Annotated in this window: 10 protein-coding genes; 8 read left to right on the top strand and 2 right to left on the bottom strand. The window is 33.0% G+C overall.

The features are described 5' to 3' along the window. Positions 1-160 precede the first annotated feature (160 nt). The 5 genes from ACTYA4_RS20345 to ACTYA4_RS20325 all read left to right on the top strand — a co-directional run bounded on the left by ACTYA4_RS20345 (position 161) and on the right by ACTYA4_RS20325 (position 8482). Positions 161-1303, top strand: a complete 1143-nt coding sequence (locus ACTYA4_RS20345) for an exonuclease SbcCD subunit D (RefSeq protein WP_443483366.1) — start codon at positions 161-163, stop codon at positions 1301-1303. Next, positions 1300-4437, top strand: a complete 3138-nt coding sequence (locus ACTYA4_RS20340) for an SbcC/MukB-like Walker B domain-containing protein (RefSeq protein ID WP_443483365.1) — start codon at positions 1300-1302, stop codon at positions 4435-4437. The genes ACTYA4_RS20345 and ACTYA4_RS20340 overlap by 4 nt, the downstream gene beginning before the upstream one ends. Positions 4438-4628: 191 nt before the next feature. Next, entirely contained in the window at positions 4629-5903 is a 1275-nt protein-coding gene (locus ACTYA4_RS20335) for a cation:dicarboxylate symporter family transporter (RefSeq protein WP_443483364.1), read from the top strand. Positions 5904-6233: 330 nt separating this feature from the next. Continuing rightward, complete coding sequence (locus ACTYA4_RS20330; RefSeq protein WP_443483363.1) at positions 6234-7529, top strand: ATP-binding protein; 1296 nt, start codon at positions 6234-6236, stop codon at positions 7527-7529. A 5-nt stretch (positions 7530-7534) separates the two neighbouring features. Then, positions 7535-8482: a response regulator gene (locus ACTYA4_RS20325; RefSeq protein ID WP_443483362.1), complete on the top strand. Its 948-nt coding sequence runs from the start codon at positions 7535-7537 to the stop codon at positions 8480-8482. 91 nt (positions 8483-8573) lie between these two features. Here ACTYA4_RS20325 and ACTYA4_RS20320 read toward each other — a convergent pair whose 3' ends face one another. Further along, positions 8574-9617 (bottom strand): M42 family metallopeptidase, encoded by a 1044-nt coding sequence (locus ACTYA4_RS20320; protein WP_443483361.1) that lies wholly within the window; start codon positions 9615-9617, stop codon positions 8574-8576. A gap of 667 nt (positions 9618-10284) precedes the next feature. Between ACTYA4_RS20320 and ltaS the strand changes: the two genes are divergently transcribed. Both ltaS and helD read left to right on the top strand, forming a co-directional pair. Continuing rightward, positions 10285-12231: a lipoteichoic acid synthase gene (gene ltaS, locus ACTYA4_RS20315; RefSeq protein WP_443483360.1), complete on the top strand. Its 1947-nt coding sequence runs from the start codon at positions 10285-10287 to the stop codon at positions 12229-12231. Positions 12232-12475: 244 nt separating this feature from the next. Beyond that, on the top strand, positions 12476-14779 hold the full coding sequence (gene helD, locus ACTYA4_RS20310) for an RNA polymerase recycling motor HelD (RefSeq protein WP_443483359.1): 2304 nt from the start codon (positions 12476-12478) through the stop codon (positions 14777-14779). Between the two features lie 268 nt (positions 14780-15047). Here the strand turns inward: helD and ACTYA4_RS20305 are convergent, their stop codons facing one another. Beyond that, the gene (locus ACTYA4_RS20305; RefSeq protein ID WP_443483358.1) at positions 15048-16424 is read right to left on the bottom strand and encodes a dipeptidase; all 1377 of its coding nucleotides are present in this window, start codon (positions 16422-16424) and stop codon (positions 15048-15050) included. A 177-nt stretch (positions 16425-16601) separates the two neighbouring features. Between ACTYA4_RS20305 and ACTYA4_RS20300 the strand changes: the two genes are divergently transcribed. Then, positions 16602-19958, top strand: a complete 3357-nt coding sequence (locus ACTYA4_RS20300; RefSeq protein WP_443483357.1) for a hypothetical protein — start codon at positions 16602-16604, stop codon at positions 19956-19958. Positions 19959-19972 lie beyond the last annotated feature (14 nt).

Genomic DNA, 19972 nt, shown 5'->3' with positions numbered 1-19972 from the left:
TCTGCCATTCCATGGAATGGCAGATTTTTTGGATGGAAAATAGTCATTGATAAATTGACTATAAATAACCATTATTTCCTTCATCCGATAGATCGTTTGTTTGCTATAATAGTAACTATACATAAAAACAAATTTTTAAAAAATAGATAGGGTGACTTTTGTGAAGTTTATTCATACAGCTGATTGGCATTTAGGAAAGCTTGTACATGGTCTATATATGACAGAGGATCAACGATACATATTAAATCAATTGGTTGAACTCGTAAAAGAAGAGCAGCCAGATGCTTTAGTAATAGCAGGTGATCTTTATGATCGCTCCATTCCGCCGACAGATGCGATTAATTTATTGGATGAAATATTATATACCATCAATGTGGAACTTAATACACCGGTTCTTGCGATCTCAGGTAATCATGACAGTTCAGAAAGATTATCCTTTGGGAGCTCATGGTATCAGCAAAACAAGTTTTATTTAAACGGAAGAATGGAAAATAGTTTTACACCAGTACACATTAACGGTGTAAATTTCTATTTAGTTCCATATTGTGAACCGGTTATCGTACGACAATTATTTAATGACGAATCAATCATGAACCATCATGATGCAATGGTAGCAATCATAAAAAAAATTGAGGAGCAACTAAACGAAGAGGAGCCAAACGTATTAGTAGGACATAGCTTTGTGCTTGGAGGAAAAACAACAGATTCAGAAAGAGTTCTTTCTGTAGGCGGCACTGGATGTGTTGGTGCAGAATTATTTTCTCCATTTACATATACTGCATTAGGACATTTACATAGTCCAGATGCATTAGTACATGATACCGTTAAATACGCTGGATCTTTAATGAAATATTCTTTTTCAGAAGCAAAGCAAAAAAAATCTGTTTCTATTATTGAAGTGCAAAAAAACGGAAGCTTTACTGAAAGATTTCATACGTTTGTTCCTCAAAAAGATATGAGAGAATTAGAGGGATATATAGAGGAGTTATTACATCCTGACTTCTACAAAAAGCAAAAAATAGATGATTATTTAAAAATAACGCTGTTGGATGAAGGAGCTATCTTGGATCCAATTAATAAATTACGGCAAGTTTATCCGAACGTTTTGCATTTAGAAAGAAAGATTGAAAATGTAGATCAAAAGAAAAAGACGTCTGTTAAGGTCAATAAAGAAAATAAAAAAACAGAGTTAGATTTATTTGCAGCTTTCTATGAAGAAATGACGACTTCCACCTTTTCAGCAGAAAAGCGCCAATTAATGGGGAAAATGATTGATGATTGCTTAAAGGAGGAAATCAAGTGAGACCGCTAAAATTAACGTTGCAGGCATTTGGCCCTTATGCAGGAAAAGAGGTAATTGATTTTACTGTATTAGGAAATCGGACAATGTTTGTGATTTCAGGGAAAACCGGATCAGGTAAAACAACGATTTTTGATGGCATCAGTTATGCAATTTACGGGAAAGCAAGTGGAGAAGACCGCAATGGACCAGAACTTAGAAGTCAATTTGCGCACAATTCTCTTTTAACCGAAGTACAACTTGAATTTAAACTAAGGGAACAACGCTACCTAATTATTCGATCCCCACAACAAGATAAAAAGAAAGAACGAGGGGACGGATATACGCCGATAGGTGCCAAAGCGGAACTGTATACTTTTGATGAAAATGGCGAACAAAAAGTGCTTGCATCGTCTATTCGCGATGTAGAGGAAAAAGTAAAAGAAATTATGCAAATTGATAGCAATCAGTTTAGACAAATACTGATGATACCTCAAGGTGAGTTTCGTAAACTTTTAATATCAGACAGCAAGGAAAAAGAGGCTATACTACAAAGACTCTTTCATACAGAAATGTATAAGCGGATTGAAGACAAGCTAAAAGAACAAGCTTCCGGATTAAAAAAATCGGTAGAGCAGCAATTGTATAAGCGTCATACAGCCTTACAGAATATTACGAGTTTCTATATAGAAGAATTACAAACTAAAATACAAGAAAATAGTGAAAACGATGTTATCATTCTCCCATTGTTAGAAAAAGAAATAGTCGCCATGGAAAAGGCTCTAAAAGAACTAGAAAAAACAATAAACGAAAAAAATAAAAATAGAGATCAAATAAGACAGCAATTATTTGAATCGGAAGCTATTATAAAACAAATGCAGCTTCGTGATTTATTAAAAGCAAAAAAGCAGGAACTGTTAGAAAAACAGGATTATTATAAACAACAAGAACAATCTGTTCAATTTGCCCAAAAAGCAGCGGTATTAACAAAGCAGGAAGAAATATGCCACCATATTAAAAAACAGATTGATGATGGGGAAAAAGAAAAGGCAATATTAAATGAGTTAATAGAAAAAGAACGAGCAAGTTGGGTAGAAGCAGTAAAACGGTATAAAAAAGAAGAACATAATGAAGAGGAACGTAAAAGATTAAATGAACATCTTACTTATTTAAATAGTATTAAACCAGATGTACAGGTTATTTCAGAAATGGAAAAAAACGTCGCTCAAACGTCTCAATTTCTAAAAAAAACAGAAGTGAAAAAAAGGGAACTACTTGATAAAAAAGAGATAATAGAAAAAATCATTGTGGAGAAAAAAGAGCAAAAAAAACAACTAGAAACTTCCAAACTATTGTATTTAGAAAATAAAGAGCGACTAATCCATTTGCAAAATATGGTGGAAAAAACAGCAAAATATAAAGAAGTAACAAAAAAAACTGTACCTTTGTTTGCGGAAATAACGAACAATGAAAAAATAGTAGAAAAAATTACAAGCCGTTATCAAGATGCAAAAGAGTTAGCAGAAAAAGTCGAAAGAGATTGGCTTGCAGCACAGTCTTATCTTTTAGCTGAAAAACTGCAAAAAGGGGAGCCATGTCCTGTTTGTGGAAGCACCGAACATCCAAGATTAGCTAATGATACTGTTGTACACATCATGAATGAGGAAGATGTAAAAGCAGCTAGAGCGGACCTTTTACAAATAGAAAAGGACAAGTTAGCAGCAGAATCGAATTTGTTGCAATTGCAAACACAACTATCCTTTTTACAAGAGGATCAAAGATCATGGCTAAAAGAGATAAATAAATTAATACCAGATTATACAGCAGAAAATGCTGAATCCATTAACAGTAAAATGGATTCAGACCTAAACCTATTAAAAAAACAACAACTAGAGTTAATAGAAGCGGAAAAGAAGCTGAAAAATACAGAAGAAGAAATCACTACGATTGAACAACAGCTGCAAAAACTACAGATTGAAACGGAACAGGTTTCTAATGAAATTCAATCAACTTCCATCCAATTAGCGGAGCAGACAACGACATTAAATAATATTAAGAAAAGGATTCCAGAAGAATTGCGAGATGCTGAACACTATCATCATGCCCGTAATACTGCTAAAACTACGTTGCAAAGATTAGAAGAATTATATAAAAAGGCGCAAGCTACTTTACAAGAAACAAAAGATGCTTTGCAAAAAGTAACGATTAAACAAGAAAGTGTAGTAGCGAACCTTAAAGGACTAGAGAAAGCTTTGACATCAGAACGTACTATTTTTCTAGATAGCATGAAAGAACAAGGATTTTCAACGTATTCTTTTTATATACAATCTAAGCTTCCTAAAGAGGAAATAGAAAATAGATTAAAAAGCATTCAAACATATCGGGAAGAATATCGTTCTGTAAGTGATCGTTATCATGATTTGCAGGATAGTTTACAAGATGTAAAAAAACCTGATATCACAATCTTAAAAGCCAACTTAGCAGAAATAGAATCAGCAATTCATCATATCCAGCAAGAACATACTAATTTAATGGTAAAAAAGCGGGATAATGAAGACGTGATGAACCAAGTTGTAACAATAAATAATGAAATAAAACAATTAGAAGAAGCGTATCAAATAATCGGTCATTTATACGATATAACAAGAGGTCAAAATACGTACCGCATCACATTTGAAAGATATGTTTTAGCATCCTTTTTAGATGATATTTTACAAGAAGCGAACTTGCGCTTAATAAAAATGACAAATGGACGATATCAATTATTAAGAAAAACAGATCGCTCCAAAGGCAATGTGCAAAGTGGCTTAGAGCTGTTAGTGTATGATCAATATACTGGCCAAGAAAGACATGTAAAAACATTATCAGGCGGAGAAAGCTTTAAAGCAGCATTATCATTAGCACTTGGCTTGGCTGATGTCGTGCAGCAATATGCTGGAGGTGTATCGTTAGAAACGATGTTTATTGATGAAGGCTTTGGAACATTGGACCCAGAATCATTAGATCAAGCAATCGAAACACTGATGGATATACAAAGTTCAGGAAGATTAGTTGGCATTATTTCACATGTACCGGAACTAAAAGAAAGAATGGAAATTCGTTTAGAAGTAATTGCTGGACAAACAGGCAGTACAACGGCATTCCATTCGCTTCATTAAATAGATCACAAAAAGCATGCTTGACGAAATAGTCAAACATGCTTTTTTGTATTAATAAATGAGATGTTAGAAAAAGAAAACAAAAAAAATTAGATTTTGTCGACTTATGTCGGATTTGGTAGGCGGTGTTATATAGTATTAATTAAATGAATTTAATGTAACAAAAGTTAACAATAATAGGGGGAAAATGAATGAAAAAATATGGATTAGCGGTTCAAATTTTAATTGCACTTGTTTTAGGAATAATAGTAGGTGCAATTTTCCACGGGAACGAAGTATTTGTTAAGTTTGTACAACCAGTAGGTGATATTTTTCTTCATCTAATTAAAATGATTGTTGTTCCAATCGTAGTAGCCGCTTTAATTGTATCGATTGCGGGAGTAGGTGATATTAAAAAGCTCGGCAGACTTGGCGGAAAAACAATTCTTTACTTTGAAATTGTCACAACCTTTGCTATTTTATTTGGTTTGCTTGTTGCTAATGTTTTCCAGCCTGGTGTTGGTATTCATGAAGAAGGATTAGCAAAGTCTGATATTTCTCAATATGAAAAATCTACCGAAGAAACAAAAGATAGTCATGGAGTTGGAGACATTCTTGTTCATATGGTACCGACAAATGTAGTCGGAAGTATGGCAGATGGTGATTTATTGCCAATTATCTTCTTTTGTGTATTATTTGGTTTAGGCGTAGCTGCAATTGGAGAAAAAGGAAAGCCGGTTTTATCTGTTTCTGAGGGAATTCTGGAGACGATGTTTTGGGTAACAAACATAGTAATGAAGTTTGCTCCGTTCGGTGTATTTGCTATGATCAGTATTACCGTTTCAAAGTTTGGACTTGAAACATTGTATCCACTAGCTAAACTAGTCCTATTAGTTTATGTAACCATGGTGTTTTTTATTGTAGTGATATTAGGAATTATTGCGAAAATAGTGAAAGTAAATATCTTTACTTTAATGAAAATTTTAAAAGATGAGTTGATTTTAGCATATAGTACAGCTAGTTCTGAATCTGTTATGCCAAGGTTGATGGACAAGCTGGAAAAATTCGGATGTCCAAAAGCGATTACGTCCTTTGTTATTCCAACCGGTTATTCGTTTAACCTTGACGGTTCCACGATTTATCAAAGTATTGCTTGTTTATTTATAGCACAAATGGCAGGGATTGACCTTTCCATTGCCCAACAAATAACATTAGTGCTCGTGTTGATGTTAACTTCAAAAGGAATTGCAGGTGTACCAGGTGTTTCCTTTGTTGTAATTGCTTCGACATTAAGTTCTATGAATATTCCAATAGAGGGAATTGCTGTTATTTTAGGTGTTGATCGTTTAATGGATATGCTTCGTACTGTTGTTAACGTAGTTGGAAATGCTGTAGCAACCATTGTAGTAAGTAAATGGGAAGGCGAGTTCGATGAACAAAAATCAAACGAGTATATTTCTAATATTAAAAAGTCAGAAGCTGCATAAAAAGAGTGATCTTTATCACTCTTTTTTCTCTTTCTGTAAGGTCGTTTTCTCAAAGTTTGTTGTTTTTTTATTTAAAAAAATGGGAGAAGAAGTACTCAGTAGACTGAATACACGAAGACTCCTGTGGGAATGCGAGAAAGACGAGACTTAAGCAGAGCGTATGCGACGAGGAGGCTCGACGCTCGCTAAACGGACGAAGTGTATTCGGGCTGCGAGTTTAAAAGCAACAATCTATACGAAATCAGCCTTCTGTAAAAAACAAATCAGCAATTGAATTGTAAAGCAACAAAAGATATACTTATCTGCATTAAAGGTAGGTGGAGAGACAAAATGAAAATACATCAATTGCTTAAATCGAATACTTTTATTATTTTCATGATGATTATTATGGTGCCTATTGCTGGGGAATTTAAATTTTTTCCATTGCAAGACCAGTTTAGGGTTAGCTTCGCTCCAACGATTTTCTTTTTTTTGCTTCTATTTTTACCTCAAAAGAAAATAATTCAAGCAGGTATAATAACAGGAATTGCTGTTGGGATTTTTCGAATGTTAGGAGACTTTTTCTTTTTAGAGTCTTATACATTGGAACACTCATTTATGATGCGATTACCAGCATGTTTTTATTACATAAGCTATTCTCTCTTTTTTTTAATTTGGAACGTAAAAAAAATGCAAAATCAAGTATGGAAAATTGGTGTATTCGGGATCATACTAGAATTAACTTCTCAATTAATAGAGTTAGCTATACAATCCACGATCATTGGTGTTAAATTAGACTTAAGTGCTTTTATGCCGATAGGAACAATTGCTATCTTTCGCAGTTTTTTTGTAGTTTCTTTCTATAGTATGATTGTTTTATATGAGGCAAAAATTAGAGAAGAAGAAATTACGAGTAAAAATAAACATTTGCTATTATTATTATCCAGTTTATACGAGGAAAAAATGCAAGTGAAAAAAACATTAAATAATGTCGAAAAAATAACAAAAGATTCTTTTGAATTGTATCGATCATTAAAAAATGAAGAGATTACACGATTAGAAGTACAGCATTTAAGTCAAGAAGCTTTAAAAATTGCTGGTGAAATTCATGACATAAAAAAAGATAATCAAAGAATATATGCAGGAATTTCAAAATTAATCGCAAGTGAAAACTTCTCAGAATATATGTATTTACCTGATCTGCTGGAAATTATCATAAGCAGCAATAATAAATATGCACAAACCCTTGGAAAAAAGATTCAGTTTTCAACAGAAATAAATGTTTCAACTGATAAATATGAAGTATATTTTTTGCTTTCTATATTAAATAATCTTGTGTCTAATAGCATTGAAGCTATTAAGGATACAGGAGAAATAACGGTTCATGCATACGAAAAGACGGATTGGTTGTATTTAGAAGTGATAGATACAGGACTTGGCATCGAAGAAAAATATAATGATTTAATATATAAACCTGGATTTTCTCTTAAATTTGACGATGAAGGAATATCGTCAACTGGAATAGGCCTGTCCTATAGTAAAGAAACGATTGCCAATTATGGCGGTGCTATAAGTCATGAAACAATACCGGGTAAAGGCACTAAATTTATGGTGGAATTACCGAAAGTACGATTAATAAAGGAGTAAATAAGATGCGTTTTTTTCTAATTGATGATGATGAAGTGATTCGGTCTTTGCTTACACATATCATTGAAGATGAAGATATTGGTGAAGTAGTTGGAGAAGCGGAAAATGGAGAAATGGTAACAAGTCAATTATTAAATTTTAAAAAGGTGGATATTGTCATTGTTGATCTTTTAATGCCTATTCGGGATGGAATTGAAACCATTCGTTCTTGGAAAGGTGAATATAAAGGAAAAACGATTATGCTTTCCCAAGTAGAATCAAAAGAACTAATTGGAGAGGCCTATACATTAGGAATAGAGTATTACGTGACAAAACCAATAAACAGTACTGAGTTTCTAACCATTACAAAAAAGGTTATTCAAAATATTTTATTAGAGAGAACAGTAGGAGAAATAAGTCGAACGTTAAATGGCGTTTTAGGAATAACCAATCAGGAAAGCAAACAAAAGCAGTATAAAACCAATAATACGATTACAGAAGCTGGTGAATTTCTTTTATCTGAATTAGGGATAATTGGCGAAAATGGCAGCAAAGATTTAATGGAAATTATTCAATATGTATACCATCATGAAGCAAACGATGTATTCGAAAAGAATTTTCCTTCGATGAAAGAGTTATTTGAAGGAATAGCAAAGCTGCGTGTCGGGGAGCATGCTTCTGCCCATGAAGTTTTAAGAGAAACAAAAGCTAGTGAACAGCGTGTTAGAAGAGCAATAAATCAATCTATTACTCATTTGGCAAGTATTGGATTAACAGATTTTTCTAATCCGAAATTTGAAAATTATGCTTTGAAATTTTTTGATTTCTCTATAATAAGAAGTAAAATGACTGAGCTCAAAAAAGACAAAGCAGTACAATCAAAACAAGTAAAAATTCATACGAAAAAATTTATTCAAGTACTTTATTTTGAAGCGAAAAAACTTGTTCATCCAACCCGCCATGATTTGGAATAAACATAAATGATAGTTGATTTTCAAAAATGCAAAAGAGCAGTCCTCCAGTTGAATAATCCAACTAAAGGACTGTTCTTTTTGAACAACCTCATTACATAGAAGATAACAAATAATAATAAATTAACCGACTAGTTGTTTCAATCGAAGAAAAATGAGTACGCTCATATGCATGAGAGGAATCAATGCCAGGTCCGATTAATCCATGAACAATATCATTCCCAGCTCGAATGGCAGAAGATGCATCTGAACCATAATAAGGATAAATATCCAACTGAAAAGGTATATCATGATCTGTAGCAAGTTGAACTAGTTTTTTTCTTAATCCGTAGTGATAAGGACCGCTTGCATCTTTTACACAAATAGACACAGAATATTCATCTGTGGATTGTCCATCTCCTATTGCGCCCATATCAACCGCTAAATACTCAACTGTTTCTTTTGGAATATTAGAGTTTCCCCCGTACCCGATTTCTTCATTATTAGAAATGAAAAAATTCGTTGTATACGGAAGTATTATGTTCTTCGTTTTTATTTCCTTTAGCAAAAGTAATAGAATAGCTACGCTTGCTTTGTCATCGAGATGTCTTGATTTAATAAATCCTGAGGATGTTATTTCTACCCTAGAATAAAAAGAAATAAAATCACCGACTGTAATGCCTAATTTTTTGACATCTTCCGCATTTTTGACTTTTTCATCAATTCTTACTTCCATATTCGCTTGATTTCGTTCCGTTTTGGCTGCATCTTTGTACACATGTACAGAAGCTTGATGCAATAAAATAGTGCCACTGTAAATCGTCCCATCTGCGGTTTCAATAAAACAATTTTCTCCTTCGATGCTGTTATAGGTAAATCCACCAATTAAATCGAGCCGCAATCGACCATTTGTTTTTATTTCCTTTACCATTGCACCCAATGTATCAACATGAGCAGTAACGACCCTTTGCTTATCGCCTGACTCACCTTGTATAGTTGCCATTAATCCTCCTTTATTATTTCTGCTTGTGTTAATTTTAAGCTCTTGCAAATAATGTTCAATAAAATCAATTATTTTTTGTGTGTTTCCAGATGGACTACTGATGGTTAGCAGTTTTTCTAGTATCGTTATGTATTCTTTTTGATTTAGTTTTACCAATGAAAACGCCTCCTTTAGTCGCTTAGTTACATTATACTTAAAAAATGGACAAATCAATAATTTTGCTATGTCCATTTGAAAAGAAAGATGAAAATTTTAAAAAAATGAACATAAATAAGTTTCCTGATTATTATTATTAATAAACGTAAATAGTTTTTTACTAGAAATTTATAAAAAATTAATGTAAGATATATGTTGGTTTGAATATTAACAAAATTATCCGTTTTTCCCCATAAACATGAAGAATCTTCCCAACTCAGAGGTTAAGAGGACAAAGAAGTGAAGGTACTGGCTAGTTGCAGACGAATGCGAAGTGTCCTATCGTTTTTGTTTACACTAATCGATCCTGTGTGATATACTTAACAACTAGAATAATATGGAAAAACAGGTAGATTTATTTATTTTGATTTTGATAGGTATATGTTATAATTGGATACGTTATTTGTAAAAATCATGTAAATTTTTTGTGAAGATTAATGTTGGAAATGGAACACAAGTAGAAACGGAAAAGGGAAAAGAAAGATCAATTTTCTCTTATATGAAACGAAACTTCCAAGTGGTAATTATTATTTGGAAACTTTACAGTCTGCTCGAAAGCGTTTGTTGACAGTCTGAAAGAAAAGATTAAGTTTAATTGAGGTTATATTTTGAATTGAGGTGAACAAGATTGAAAGGTACAGTAGAATTATTTAATAAATTTATATCTAAACATTCTTCTTTCTTTTTAATCGCCATTGTTTTATTTTGGGTTAAAACATATGCAGCATATCAAATTGAGTTTAGTTTAGGGGTAAATGGAGCGTTTCAACAGTTTCTTTTATTTATAAATCCAATCAGCTCCGCTTTATTTTTTATCGGACTTGCATTATTTATTAAAGGCAAATTACAGCCAATTATGATAACAGTCATTACCGGCCTGATGTCTGCGTTACTGTATGCAAATATTGTCTATTATCGTTTTTTTACTGATTTCATCACTGTTCCCGTTATGATGCAAGTAAAAGTAAATGGCGGTCAATTGAGTGACAGTATTTTATCCTTAATTAAAGTATATGATGTTTTATACTTCTTAGATGTAATCATACTGATAGTATTGCTTGTCAAAAAGATTTATAAACCAACTGTGCAAAAAAACAGAAGAAAAGCAAAGTCTATTTTTGCTTTAGCGATATTAACTTTTATTATTAATCTTGGTTTAGCTGAGGTTGATCGTCCAGAATTATTGAGTCGTTCTTTTGACCGCAATTATTTAGTGAAATATTTAGGGGCATATAATTTTACTATTTATGATATTGTCCAAAATGCCCGTTCTGAAAGCCAAAGAGCCTTGGCAGACAGTAGTGATATTTCAGAAGTACAGAACTACATAAGTGCAAACTTTGCTGCACCTAATTCTGTATATTTTAAAAAAGCTGAAGGTATGAACGTTGTCTATATTTCATTAGAGTCATTGCAATCCTTTATTATTGACTACAAATTAAATGGACAGGAAGTAACACCATTTTTAAACTCGCTAACCAAGGATAAAAACACTTTTTATTTTGATAATTTTTTCCATCAAACAGGTCAAGGGAAAACTTCAGATGCCGAATTTATGATGGACAATTCATTGTATGGGATGTCACAAGGATCTGTTTTTGTTAATAAAGCACAAAATACTTTGCAAGCTGCACCAGCTATTTTAAAAACAAAAGGGTATACTTCAGCAGCATTCCATGGAAACTATAAAACATTCTGGAATAGAAACGAAATGTATAAATCCATCGGATATGATAAATTTTTTGATGCTGAATATTATGATATGTCACCAGGAAAAATAAAAAACTACGGAATGAAAGATATACCTTTCTTTCAAGAAAGTATGCCGTTGTTAGAAGGCTTAAAAGAGCCGTTTTATACGAAATTTATTACTTTATCAAATCACCATCCATTCGAAATGGATGAAGGCGACACTGATTTCCCAGCTGGAGATTTTGGGGATACTGTCGTTAATGACTATTTCAAATCAGCCCATTATTTAGATGAATCGATTAAACTGTTTTTTGACCAGTTAAAAGAAGCTGGATTATACGATAATACAATGATTGTTATGTATGGAGACCATTACGGTATTTCAGAAAATCATAACAGCGCGATGGCAAAAGTGATGGGGGAAGATGAAATTACGCCATTATTAAATGCAAAATTACAGCGCGTGCCATTGTTTATCCATGTGCCAGGAGTGGAAGGTAAAGTCGTAAGCAAATATGGCGGAGACGTAGATGTTATGCCAACTGTATTACATTTATTAGGTGTTAATACAAAAGATTATTTACAAGTTGGTTCCGATTTATTATCAAAAGATCATCGTGAAACTATCCCGTTTAGAAATGGAGATTTTGTATCGCCAACGGTTACTAAAATAGGGGATAATTGTTATGATACAAATTCTGGTGAAATTCTTGCTGGAGAATCATGTGATAAACAAGCGGAAGGTGCAGCGGCAGAATTAAAAGTTTCGGACAACATCGTCAATAAAGATTTATTGCGCTTTTACACACCTGAAGGATTTAAACCAATCAATCGTGAAGATTATAATTATATAAAAAATGCAGAAACAACTACAAATAAATAGTTAGGAAAAAACCTCTTATTCCATCAGATAAGAGGTTTTTTCTTGAGTTATAAGAAAATTGGCAAATGCATAAAAAACCCATGCCTTCCTTAAAAGACATGGGTTTTTTATGAGTAGAATTATTTTTCTAAGCATAGTATAATTAAAGAATACAACTATTTTCAATTTTGTATAAATATACCTAATTTAATTATACCATCATTATTCTTACTAGTCAAATAAAAAGCTTTAAGGAGTGGGTTATATGGCTGATTTAAAGGAAGAAGAAGTTTTTTTAGAGCAAAAGAGAGTAGAGAAAGTAATAAAAGAAATTGACGAAAAGATGGAAAAAGATAAAAAAACGAGCAATATGATAGTTGGAGATGCAGAACAAATTCGTAAAACATTTTGGCAGGATGTAACCGTCAATGTAGATGAACCTGATGATTTGGCGGAAACCTATATAAGTATAAAACAACAAGCAGAGCTATTAGGTGAACGGGAAAGAAGCTACGGCCAATTACATAAACAACTTAAAACATTAGGCAAGTTAAAATATTCCCCTTATTTTGGACGAATAGATTTTGAAGAAACAGGAGAAGGAATAGAGGCAATTTATATTGGTATTGCTTCTTTTATGGATAAAGAAGAACAAAATTTTTATATATATGATTGGAGAGCGCCTATATCGAGTATTTATTATGATTATTTACCAGGATTAGCAAGTTATAATACGCCTGCAGGCAAAATTGATGGGGAGCTGTTGTTAAAAAGACAGTTTATTATTCGTAATGGCAAAATAGTTCGATTATTTGATACAGGGGTAACAATTGGTGATGAATTATTATTAGAGGTGTTAGGAAATAATGCTAACACCTTAATGAAAACAATTGTTGCAACGATCCAAAAAGAACAAAATAAAATCATACGTAATGATAAAAGTAAAATATTAATTGTTCAAGGTGTTGCAGGAAGTGGGAAAACCTCTGCTGCTTTGCAGCGTGTTGCCTATTTATTATACCGGCATCGACAAACATTAAAGTCTGATCATATTATGCTGTTTTCACCCAATCCTTTGTTTAATAGTTATGTTTCCACCGTGCTTCCGGAGCTTGGAGAAGAGAATATGCAACAGTCGACTTTTCAGGAATATGTAGTGAATAGAATTGGGGCTGGATGGAAAGTAGAAGATCCTTTTTCACAATTAGAGGTTCTGTTATCAGAAGGAAAACAGAAGTTACAAACGATGCGTCTAAAAAGCATTTCCTATAAAAGCAGCATCGAATTTAAAAATAAATTAGATAAATATGTAGAAAAATTATCAACCGAGGGAATGATTTTTCATGCTATTTCTTTTCGGAATAAAGTGCTTTTTTCAAAAGAAGAACTGACAAGAAAATTTTATGAATTGGATCCATCTATTTCGATAACGAACAGACTGCAATTATTAAAAGAATGGGTTCAAAAAGAAATGAAACTGCATGCAAAACAAGAAAGAAAGCAATCCTGGGTAGAAGAAGAGATACAGTTATTAGACAAAGAGGAGTATTTAGAGGCGTATAAAGCAACACAAAAAAAGGAAGATGATTTTTCCTATTTTCATCATGAGGAGCAAATATTACGAAAATTGATTGTAAATAAAAGGTTTAAAAAAATATATAAAGACATAAAATCATTGCGTTTTATTGATTATGCGGCGATGTATCAAGCAGTATTTTCAAGAGAATCTTCTACGGAAAAAGAGTGGGAGCTAATCCGAGAAAAAACGATTCATACGCTAAAAAACAAGCAGCTATGGAATGAAGATGCAACACCATTTGCCTATTTTAAAGATAAAATAGAAGGGAAAAAGTCCATTACAAGTATAAAGCATGTATTTATTGATGAAGCACAAGATTATTCCTCATTTCAAATGGCTTATTTAAAAGAACTGTATCCGTATAGTAAAATGACTTTATTAGGGGATGTGAATCAAGCTATATATGCACACGACAACAAAATGTTAATGGGAGATGATGGAGAAGAACAGGTAGAGAGGATTGTATTAACAAAAAGCTATCGATCGACACAAGAAATCGTTGAGTTTACAAGAGGCATCGCTGTAAATGGAGAATTGATTGAACCTTTTAATCGTCACGGAGAAAAGCCGATAGTGAAAGAAATAGCAAATGTAACATCGCTACCAACTGATGTGATGACGCAATTACAGCAACTAAAAAATAAGGGTTATGAAACCATTGCAGTCATTTGTAAAACACAAAAAGAAAGCAATACGTTGTATAAAGTAATAAAAAAACAAATGGATGTTCGTTTAATTGAAAAAGGCACGATTGCCTATGAAAAAGGAATTTCGGTGATTCCAGCTTATTTAGCAAAAGGAATTGAGTTTGATGGAGTCATTATTTATAATAGTTCGGTTTATCACAATGAGCTAGAGAAAGAATTATTTTACACAGCATGCACAAGAGCGATGCATGAATTAATTCTATTTACAGAAAAAGACCGTCTTAATCCATTTATTAAAAGGATCCATAACAATACTTATCTTTTTGAAAGAGGCAGAATATAATTAACTATGGCTGTTTTCGTATAGATTGTTGCTTTTAAACTCGCAGCCTGAATACACTTCGTCAGTTTAGCGAGCGTCAAGCCTCCTCGTCGCATACGCTCTGCTTAAGTCTCGTCTTTCTCGCATTCCCACAGGAGTCTACGTGTATTCAGTCTGCTGAGTACTTCTTCTCCCATTTTTTTACGTAAATAACAACAAACTTGAGAAAACAGCCTTAACTATTAATAAAGCCTTCCAATAGCAGAACGACTAATGGAAGGCTTATTCTTTATGATAATATTGAAGACAGTTCATACCAGTATGTACAGATGGTTAGCAAGCATTTATCATAATTTTCTAAATGAAAATGTTCATTAGGAGCGTGAAAGTTTTCATCTGGAAGTCCAAAACCCATCAATACAATTGGCAATTGCAGCAGTTCATCGAATACAGCTACAATAGCTGCAGATCCTCCTCCACGAGTATAAGAAGTTGGTACTTGATACACTTGTTCATATGCTTTGCCAGCAGCTTGAATGGCAGGGTGATCAAATGGTGTGAGAAAAGGGGCTCCTTTATCAAATAATTGCATTGTCACTTCAACACCAGCAGGAGTGTGTTTTTTTATATGTGCTTGCAGCAAGGAAAGTATCTCGTCTGGGTCTTGATTTGGAACTAATCTGCAAGTTATTTTGGCGCTCGCTTCAGATGGAATTACGGTTTTGATTCCTTCTCCTTGAAATCCACCATTTATTCCATTTATGTCAAGTGTTGGGCGAACCCATATTCTTTCCAATGTACTAAATCCTTTTTCCCCAACTAGTGCTGGAACACCAGTTTGATCGATAAATTGACGATCTTGAATAGGCAGTGCTTTATATGCTTGTTTTTCTTCTTCTGTTAAGGAAGCTACCTTATCGTAAAAACCGGAAACGGTTATTTCTCCATCTTCATTATGAAACGTCGATATAGTATGTACAAGTGCTGTTATCGGATTTTGCACAGCTCCGCCAAAAAGACCTGAATGCAAATCTCCATTTGGACCTTTTACATTTATTTGCAGCCCACAAAGACCTCGCAAACCATAACAAATGGTTGGTTTCCCTTTATCTAGCATAGTAGTATCGGAAATCACAATCACATCAGCACTTAGCAATGACTTGTTTTCTTCTACAAATAATGGCAAATGGGGACTGCCGATTTCTTCTTCTCCTTCTATGCAAAATTTAATATTAACCGGCAGCGTTCCAGTCGTTTTTAAAATGGATTCAACTGCTTTAATATGCATAAAAACTGGGCCTTTATCATCACTAGCGCCTCTTGCAAAAATTTTACCGTCTCTTATTTCAGGCGAAAAAGGGGGACTTTCCCATAAATGCAGCGGATCAACAGGTTGAACATCGTAATGTCCATAAACGAGCACCGTCGGTTTTCCAACTGCATGAAGGTAATCGCCGTAAACAACAGGATGACCTTCTGTTTCGTACACTTTCACATTTTCCATGCCAGATTTTTTTAATGCTTCTGCTGTCCATTCCGCTGTTTCTTTCACTTTCTGTTTGTAATCAGGAAGTGCACTAATACTTTCTATTGATAAAAATTGGCATAATTCGTGTAAATGATCCTCTCTATTTTTCGTTAAATAAGAAATAATTCGACTATCCATTTCCAACCTCCTCATGTAATTTAGAGTATCGAAATAAAAATTCGATAAAAAAGCCTGTGTTTCCTTTTTTCACTTAAAGAAAATGTTTGAAAAAAAGTATAGAATAATGTAAAATTACACATAAAGTATAAATTAATTGTTTTTGTGTTGAATTTATCAGGAAGAGGTGGGGGAAAAATGTCTGCTGAACAAGGCAAAAAAGATATCTTTACATCCGAATTAAAACAGCTGCATATCCATCAATACATAACAACTGCAGAACATGACCATGTATTACATGCGTATCATACATTTTATGAAGACAAGAAAATAACATCAGATGCATCTATTAAATTAGCAAATCAAAAAGAAAGGAAAGAGTCATCTCCGAAAAAACAAAAAGAAAAAAAAGTCCGCACAGCAGAGCAGCTGCGTGAAAGAAATATCGGGTTTTTATTATATATTGGTGTACTATTACTATTAATTGGCGGATTATTTGTTGCTACAAGCAATTGGGATAGTATGACAGGATGGATGAAAGCAGGCTCGATCTTTTTCGTTTCGTTTCTTTTTTACGGATTTGCTGTATTTGCAAAAAAAATAGTAAAAATAGAAAAAACAGCTTTTGCTTTTTTTGTGTTAGGAAGTTTCTTTTTACCAATTGGTATATTATCAGTTAGTTGGTTTGAATTATTAGGAAATTATTTATCTTTTGAGGGAGAGGGAAACTATCTCCTTGGTGTGATAGGTACTGCCTGCTTGATACCAATTTACTATTATTTAGCCAATTTGCTTCTTTCCCGTTTTTTTCGTGTCGTAACATTAGCCACGATTTCTTGTATGGCAGCTTTCTTTTTATTAAGCTTACACGTATCAGAGAATTTATTTTTCTTCTTTTTTATCGGATATAATAGCCTTTTGATCATCATTCTCTCTAAATGGAAAGAGAAGAAGTGGGTAAAGAGGTTTGGAAGAGAACTGCCCATTTATACGCAGATTCATCTTGTCCTTACTACTATTTGTTTATCGATATTTTATGGAGGTGCAATATTACACGGAATAAATTTTTTATTGTTAAGTGTCTTATATTTTGGCATTTTATATGAAACAAAATTTAAGCAGTATCATGTTTTTGTAACATTAATGTTTGTTATTGGATGTTATAGAATTTTTACAACCGATCTTTTTTATAATTGGAGTCCGCTTCTTTTTGCATGTGTAGTTTTGATCATTTTGATGTTTGGATCAGTTCTAAAAGGCTCTATAAGCTGGGGGAAAACGTGGGAGATTACAAGTGTTGTTGTAATTGTCTTAACTTTTGTATATAGTCAGTCATTTAACATGGGAATTATTTCTCAAGGTTCTATCGTAATAGCAATCACATATTTATTGATAGCTTGTCAATTTACTTATCTTGTATATAAGTTAGAAGTTAAGATCTTAAAATATTTACCTGCTGTATTTATCGGTTTCTCCTTATGTCAAGTTGCTTTAAAATATGATGTTATTACGTCGTTTCAATCAGCACTGATTACTTTATATAGTATTGGCTTCGTTTTGTTCGCTCTTTTGGGATTTTATAATCGTATTAAAATATTTAAAAAAATTAAGTACAGCTCTGCAACAATTGGATTAGGAATGATGATTTGTTTCGCTTTAGTCTCGGGAATCTTTTATTTAGGAAAATGGTATGTGGGCTGTTTATTCCTTCTGTTAGGGTTTAGTTTTATACTTGTAAAAAAAGAAGGTTGGTCTGTATTTTATTTGTCCGTTTTACGATATTTGATTCCGTTATGTTTTGCTGCTGCTTATTTTGCTTTTGGTGAATCTTTTTCATTTTTAGGAAATAAGGGGATGGCATTCAACATTGCCGTTTCAAGTGTTATTTTATTAGCAACTAAAACATTCTTTTTTAAGAATGATCTGGTTTTAAAACGAAATAGCTTTTTAATTGGGCAAGGGTTGTATATTATCGCTATATTTGTGTCGTTGACATATCCAGTTTATGGTGATTGGACACGAACATGCATATACGCTGTAGGCATACTCGTTTTTATCGCATTTTATCAAGCAAGGAAGGATGAGTTGGTAGCCTGGTTAATCAGTATAGTTGCCACGATGACCTATTTTGCCTGTATATCAGACATATTTGCACAATCTGAGTCCATGCAAATGAAATGGCACACATATGGCTGGGTTGTACTATTTGTCTTAAGATGGATGGTAAAAGAACAACTGTTTAAACGTCCATTTATTATTCTTGCTCATGTATATTTGTTGATTTCGATTTCCGTAGATTATGTTACCAATGGAAATGGGATGTATATGCATTTTTTATATGCTTTATGTGCTTATTTGATTAGTCTGTTTATTGTAAAGTCAAATTGGATGAAAATTCTTTTCCAATATGCTTGTTACTGTTGTTTCTTTTTATTTTTTGCAAATACCATTCAAAAAGATGTTGCTGGAGGCGGTGCATTTTCTCAAGCCTTTTTATTAACTAGCATTCTATTATTTATTGTTTATGTTTTGTTCCAAAAACTGAATAAAGAAGCGGTAATCTATTTCTTTATCCCTTTGTCCATCATTGGGATTGGATGTTGGATCATCACTTCGGCATTTTCTACAACTGCTTATATTGTGGTATTATGTTATATTTCTATATATTTACTGCTTATGTATATATCAAAAAAGCATTACTTCAGTATAGCTGGTCTTATCATGTTAGTAGCAGGCACAGAACGGCTTGTATATTCCATTAATATGATGGCGATGGATCAATTTTTGCTTTACAGTGTGATCGGTGTATTGCTTGTATTTATAGGATCATGTGCTTATAAAACTGTCTATAATAGGGAAGGAGCTTATCTTGATTTTTATAGTTTTACAAGTATTGTGATTTTTGTCTATTTATATTCTTTCAATATCGATTTTGTTTGGGGAAAGATTCTTCCCGGTTTATTTATTTCAGTCACTTTATTTATCCAAAAAGGAAGAGTACCACAAAAGATAGCGTGGGTTCCTGTGCTAGCAGCAGTTGTCTATTTGCTGCAGCCGTATTATGCAATAATAGAGCAATTGTCGATACCATATTATTTTTCAAAAGAAAGTATCGTGCTTCCCTGGGTATTAATGGTCATTATTAGCAAAAAAATTGTAAAGGGAAACTATATCCATATAATCAACAAGGTAGAGTGGGGGATTTTACTGCTCGTTTCCTATTTTTTAATTATAGATGCACTGCAAACTGCCACTATTACTGATGCTATTATCGTTGGAAGCTTATCTGTACTTTCTGTTATTTGCGGATTTTATTATAAATATAAATCGTATTTCTTTATTGGCATCATCGTGCTTTTGCTAAATGTTATGCTGCAAACAAGACCGTATTGGGGAAATTTCCCATGGTGGGCTTATCTTCTTATAGCTGGAAGTGTTCTCATCATTGTTGCAAGTTTTTATGAAATGCAAAAGCAAAAAAGCGGCGGGAAATTTATGTTGAAGGTAACAGAATGGAAGAATAAAATAAGAAAATCTTTATCAAGGTGGCAATAATCAATGATACACGT

The sequence above is a fragment of the Niallia yueguangensis genome, assembly GCF_052663115.1.
Note: the sequence above shows the minus strand (reverse complement) of the source record. Positions and strands in the feature narration are given on the sequence as shown.

Bases quoted from the DNA above. Each gene is read 5' to 3' on its own strand.
- helD (WP_443483359.1), top strand. From the start codon at position 12,476: ATGGCTGATTTAAAGGAAGAAGAAGTTTTTTTAGAGCAAAAGAGAGTA.
- ACTYA4_RS20335 (WP_443483364.1), top strand. From the start codon at position 4,629: ATGAAAAAATATGGATTAGCGGTTCAAATTTTAATTGCACTTGTTTTA.
- ACTYA4_RS20330 (WP_443483363.1), top strand. From the start codon at position 6,234: ATGAAAATACATCAATTGCTTAAATCGAATACTTTTATTATTTTCATG.
- ACTYA4_RS20300 (WP_443483357.1), top strand. From the start codon at position 16,602: ATGTCTGCTGAACAAGGCAAAAAAGATATCTTTACATCCGAATTAAAA.
- ACTYA4_RS20305 (WP_443483358.1), bottom strand. From the start codon at position 16,424: ATGGATAGTCGAATTATTTCTTATTTAACGAAAAATAGAGAGGATCAT.
- ACTYA4_RS20325 (WP_443483362.1), top strand. From the start codon at position 7,535: ATGCGTTTTTTTCTAATTGATGATGATGAAGTGATTCGGTCTTTGCTT.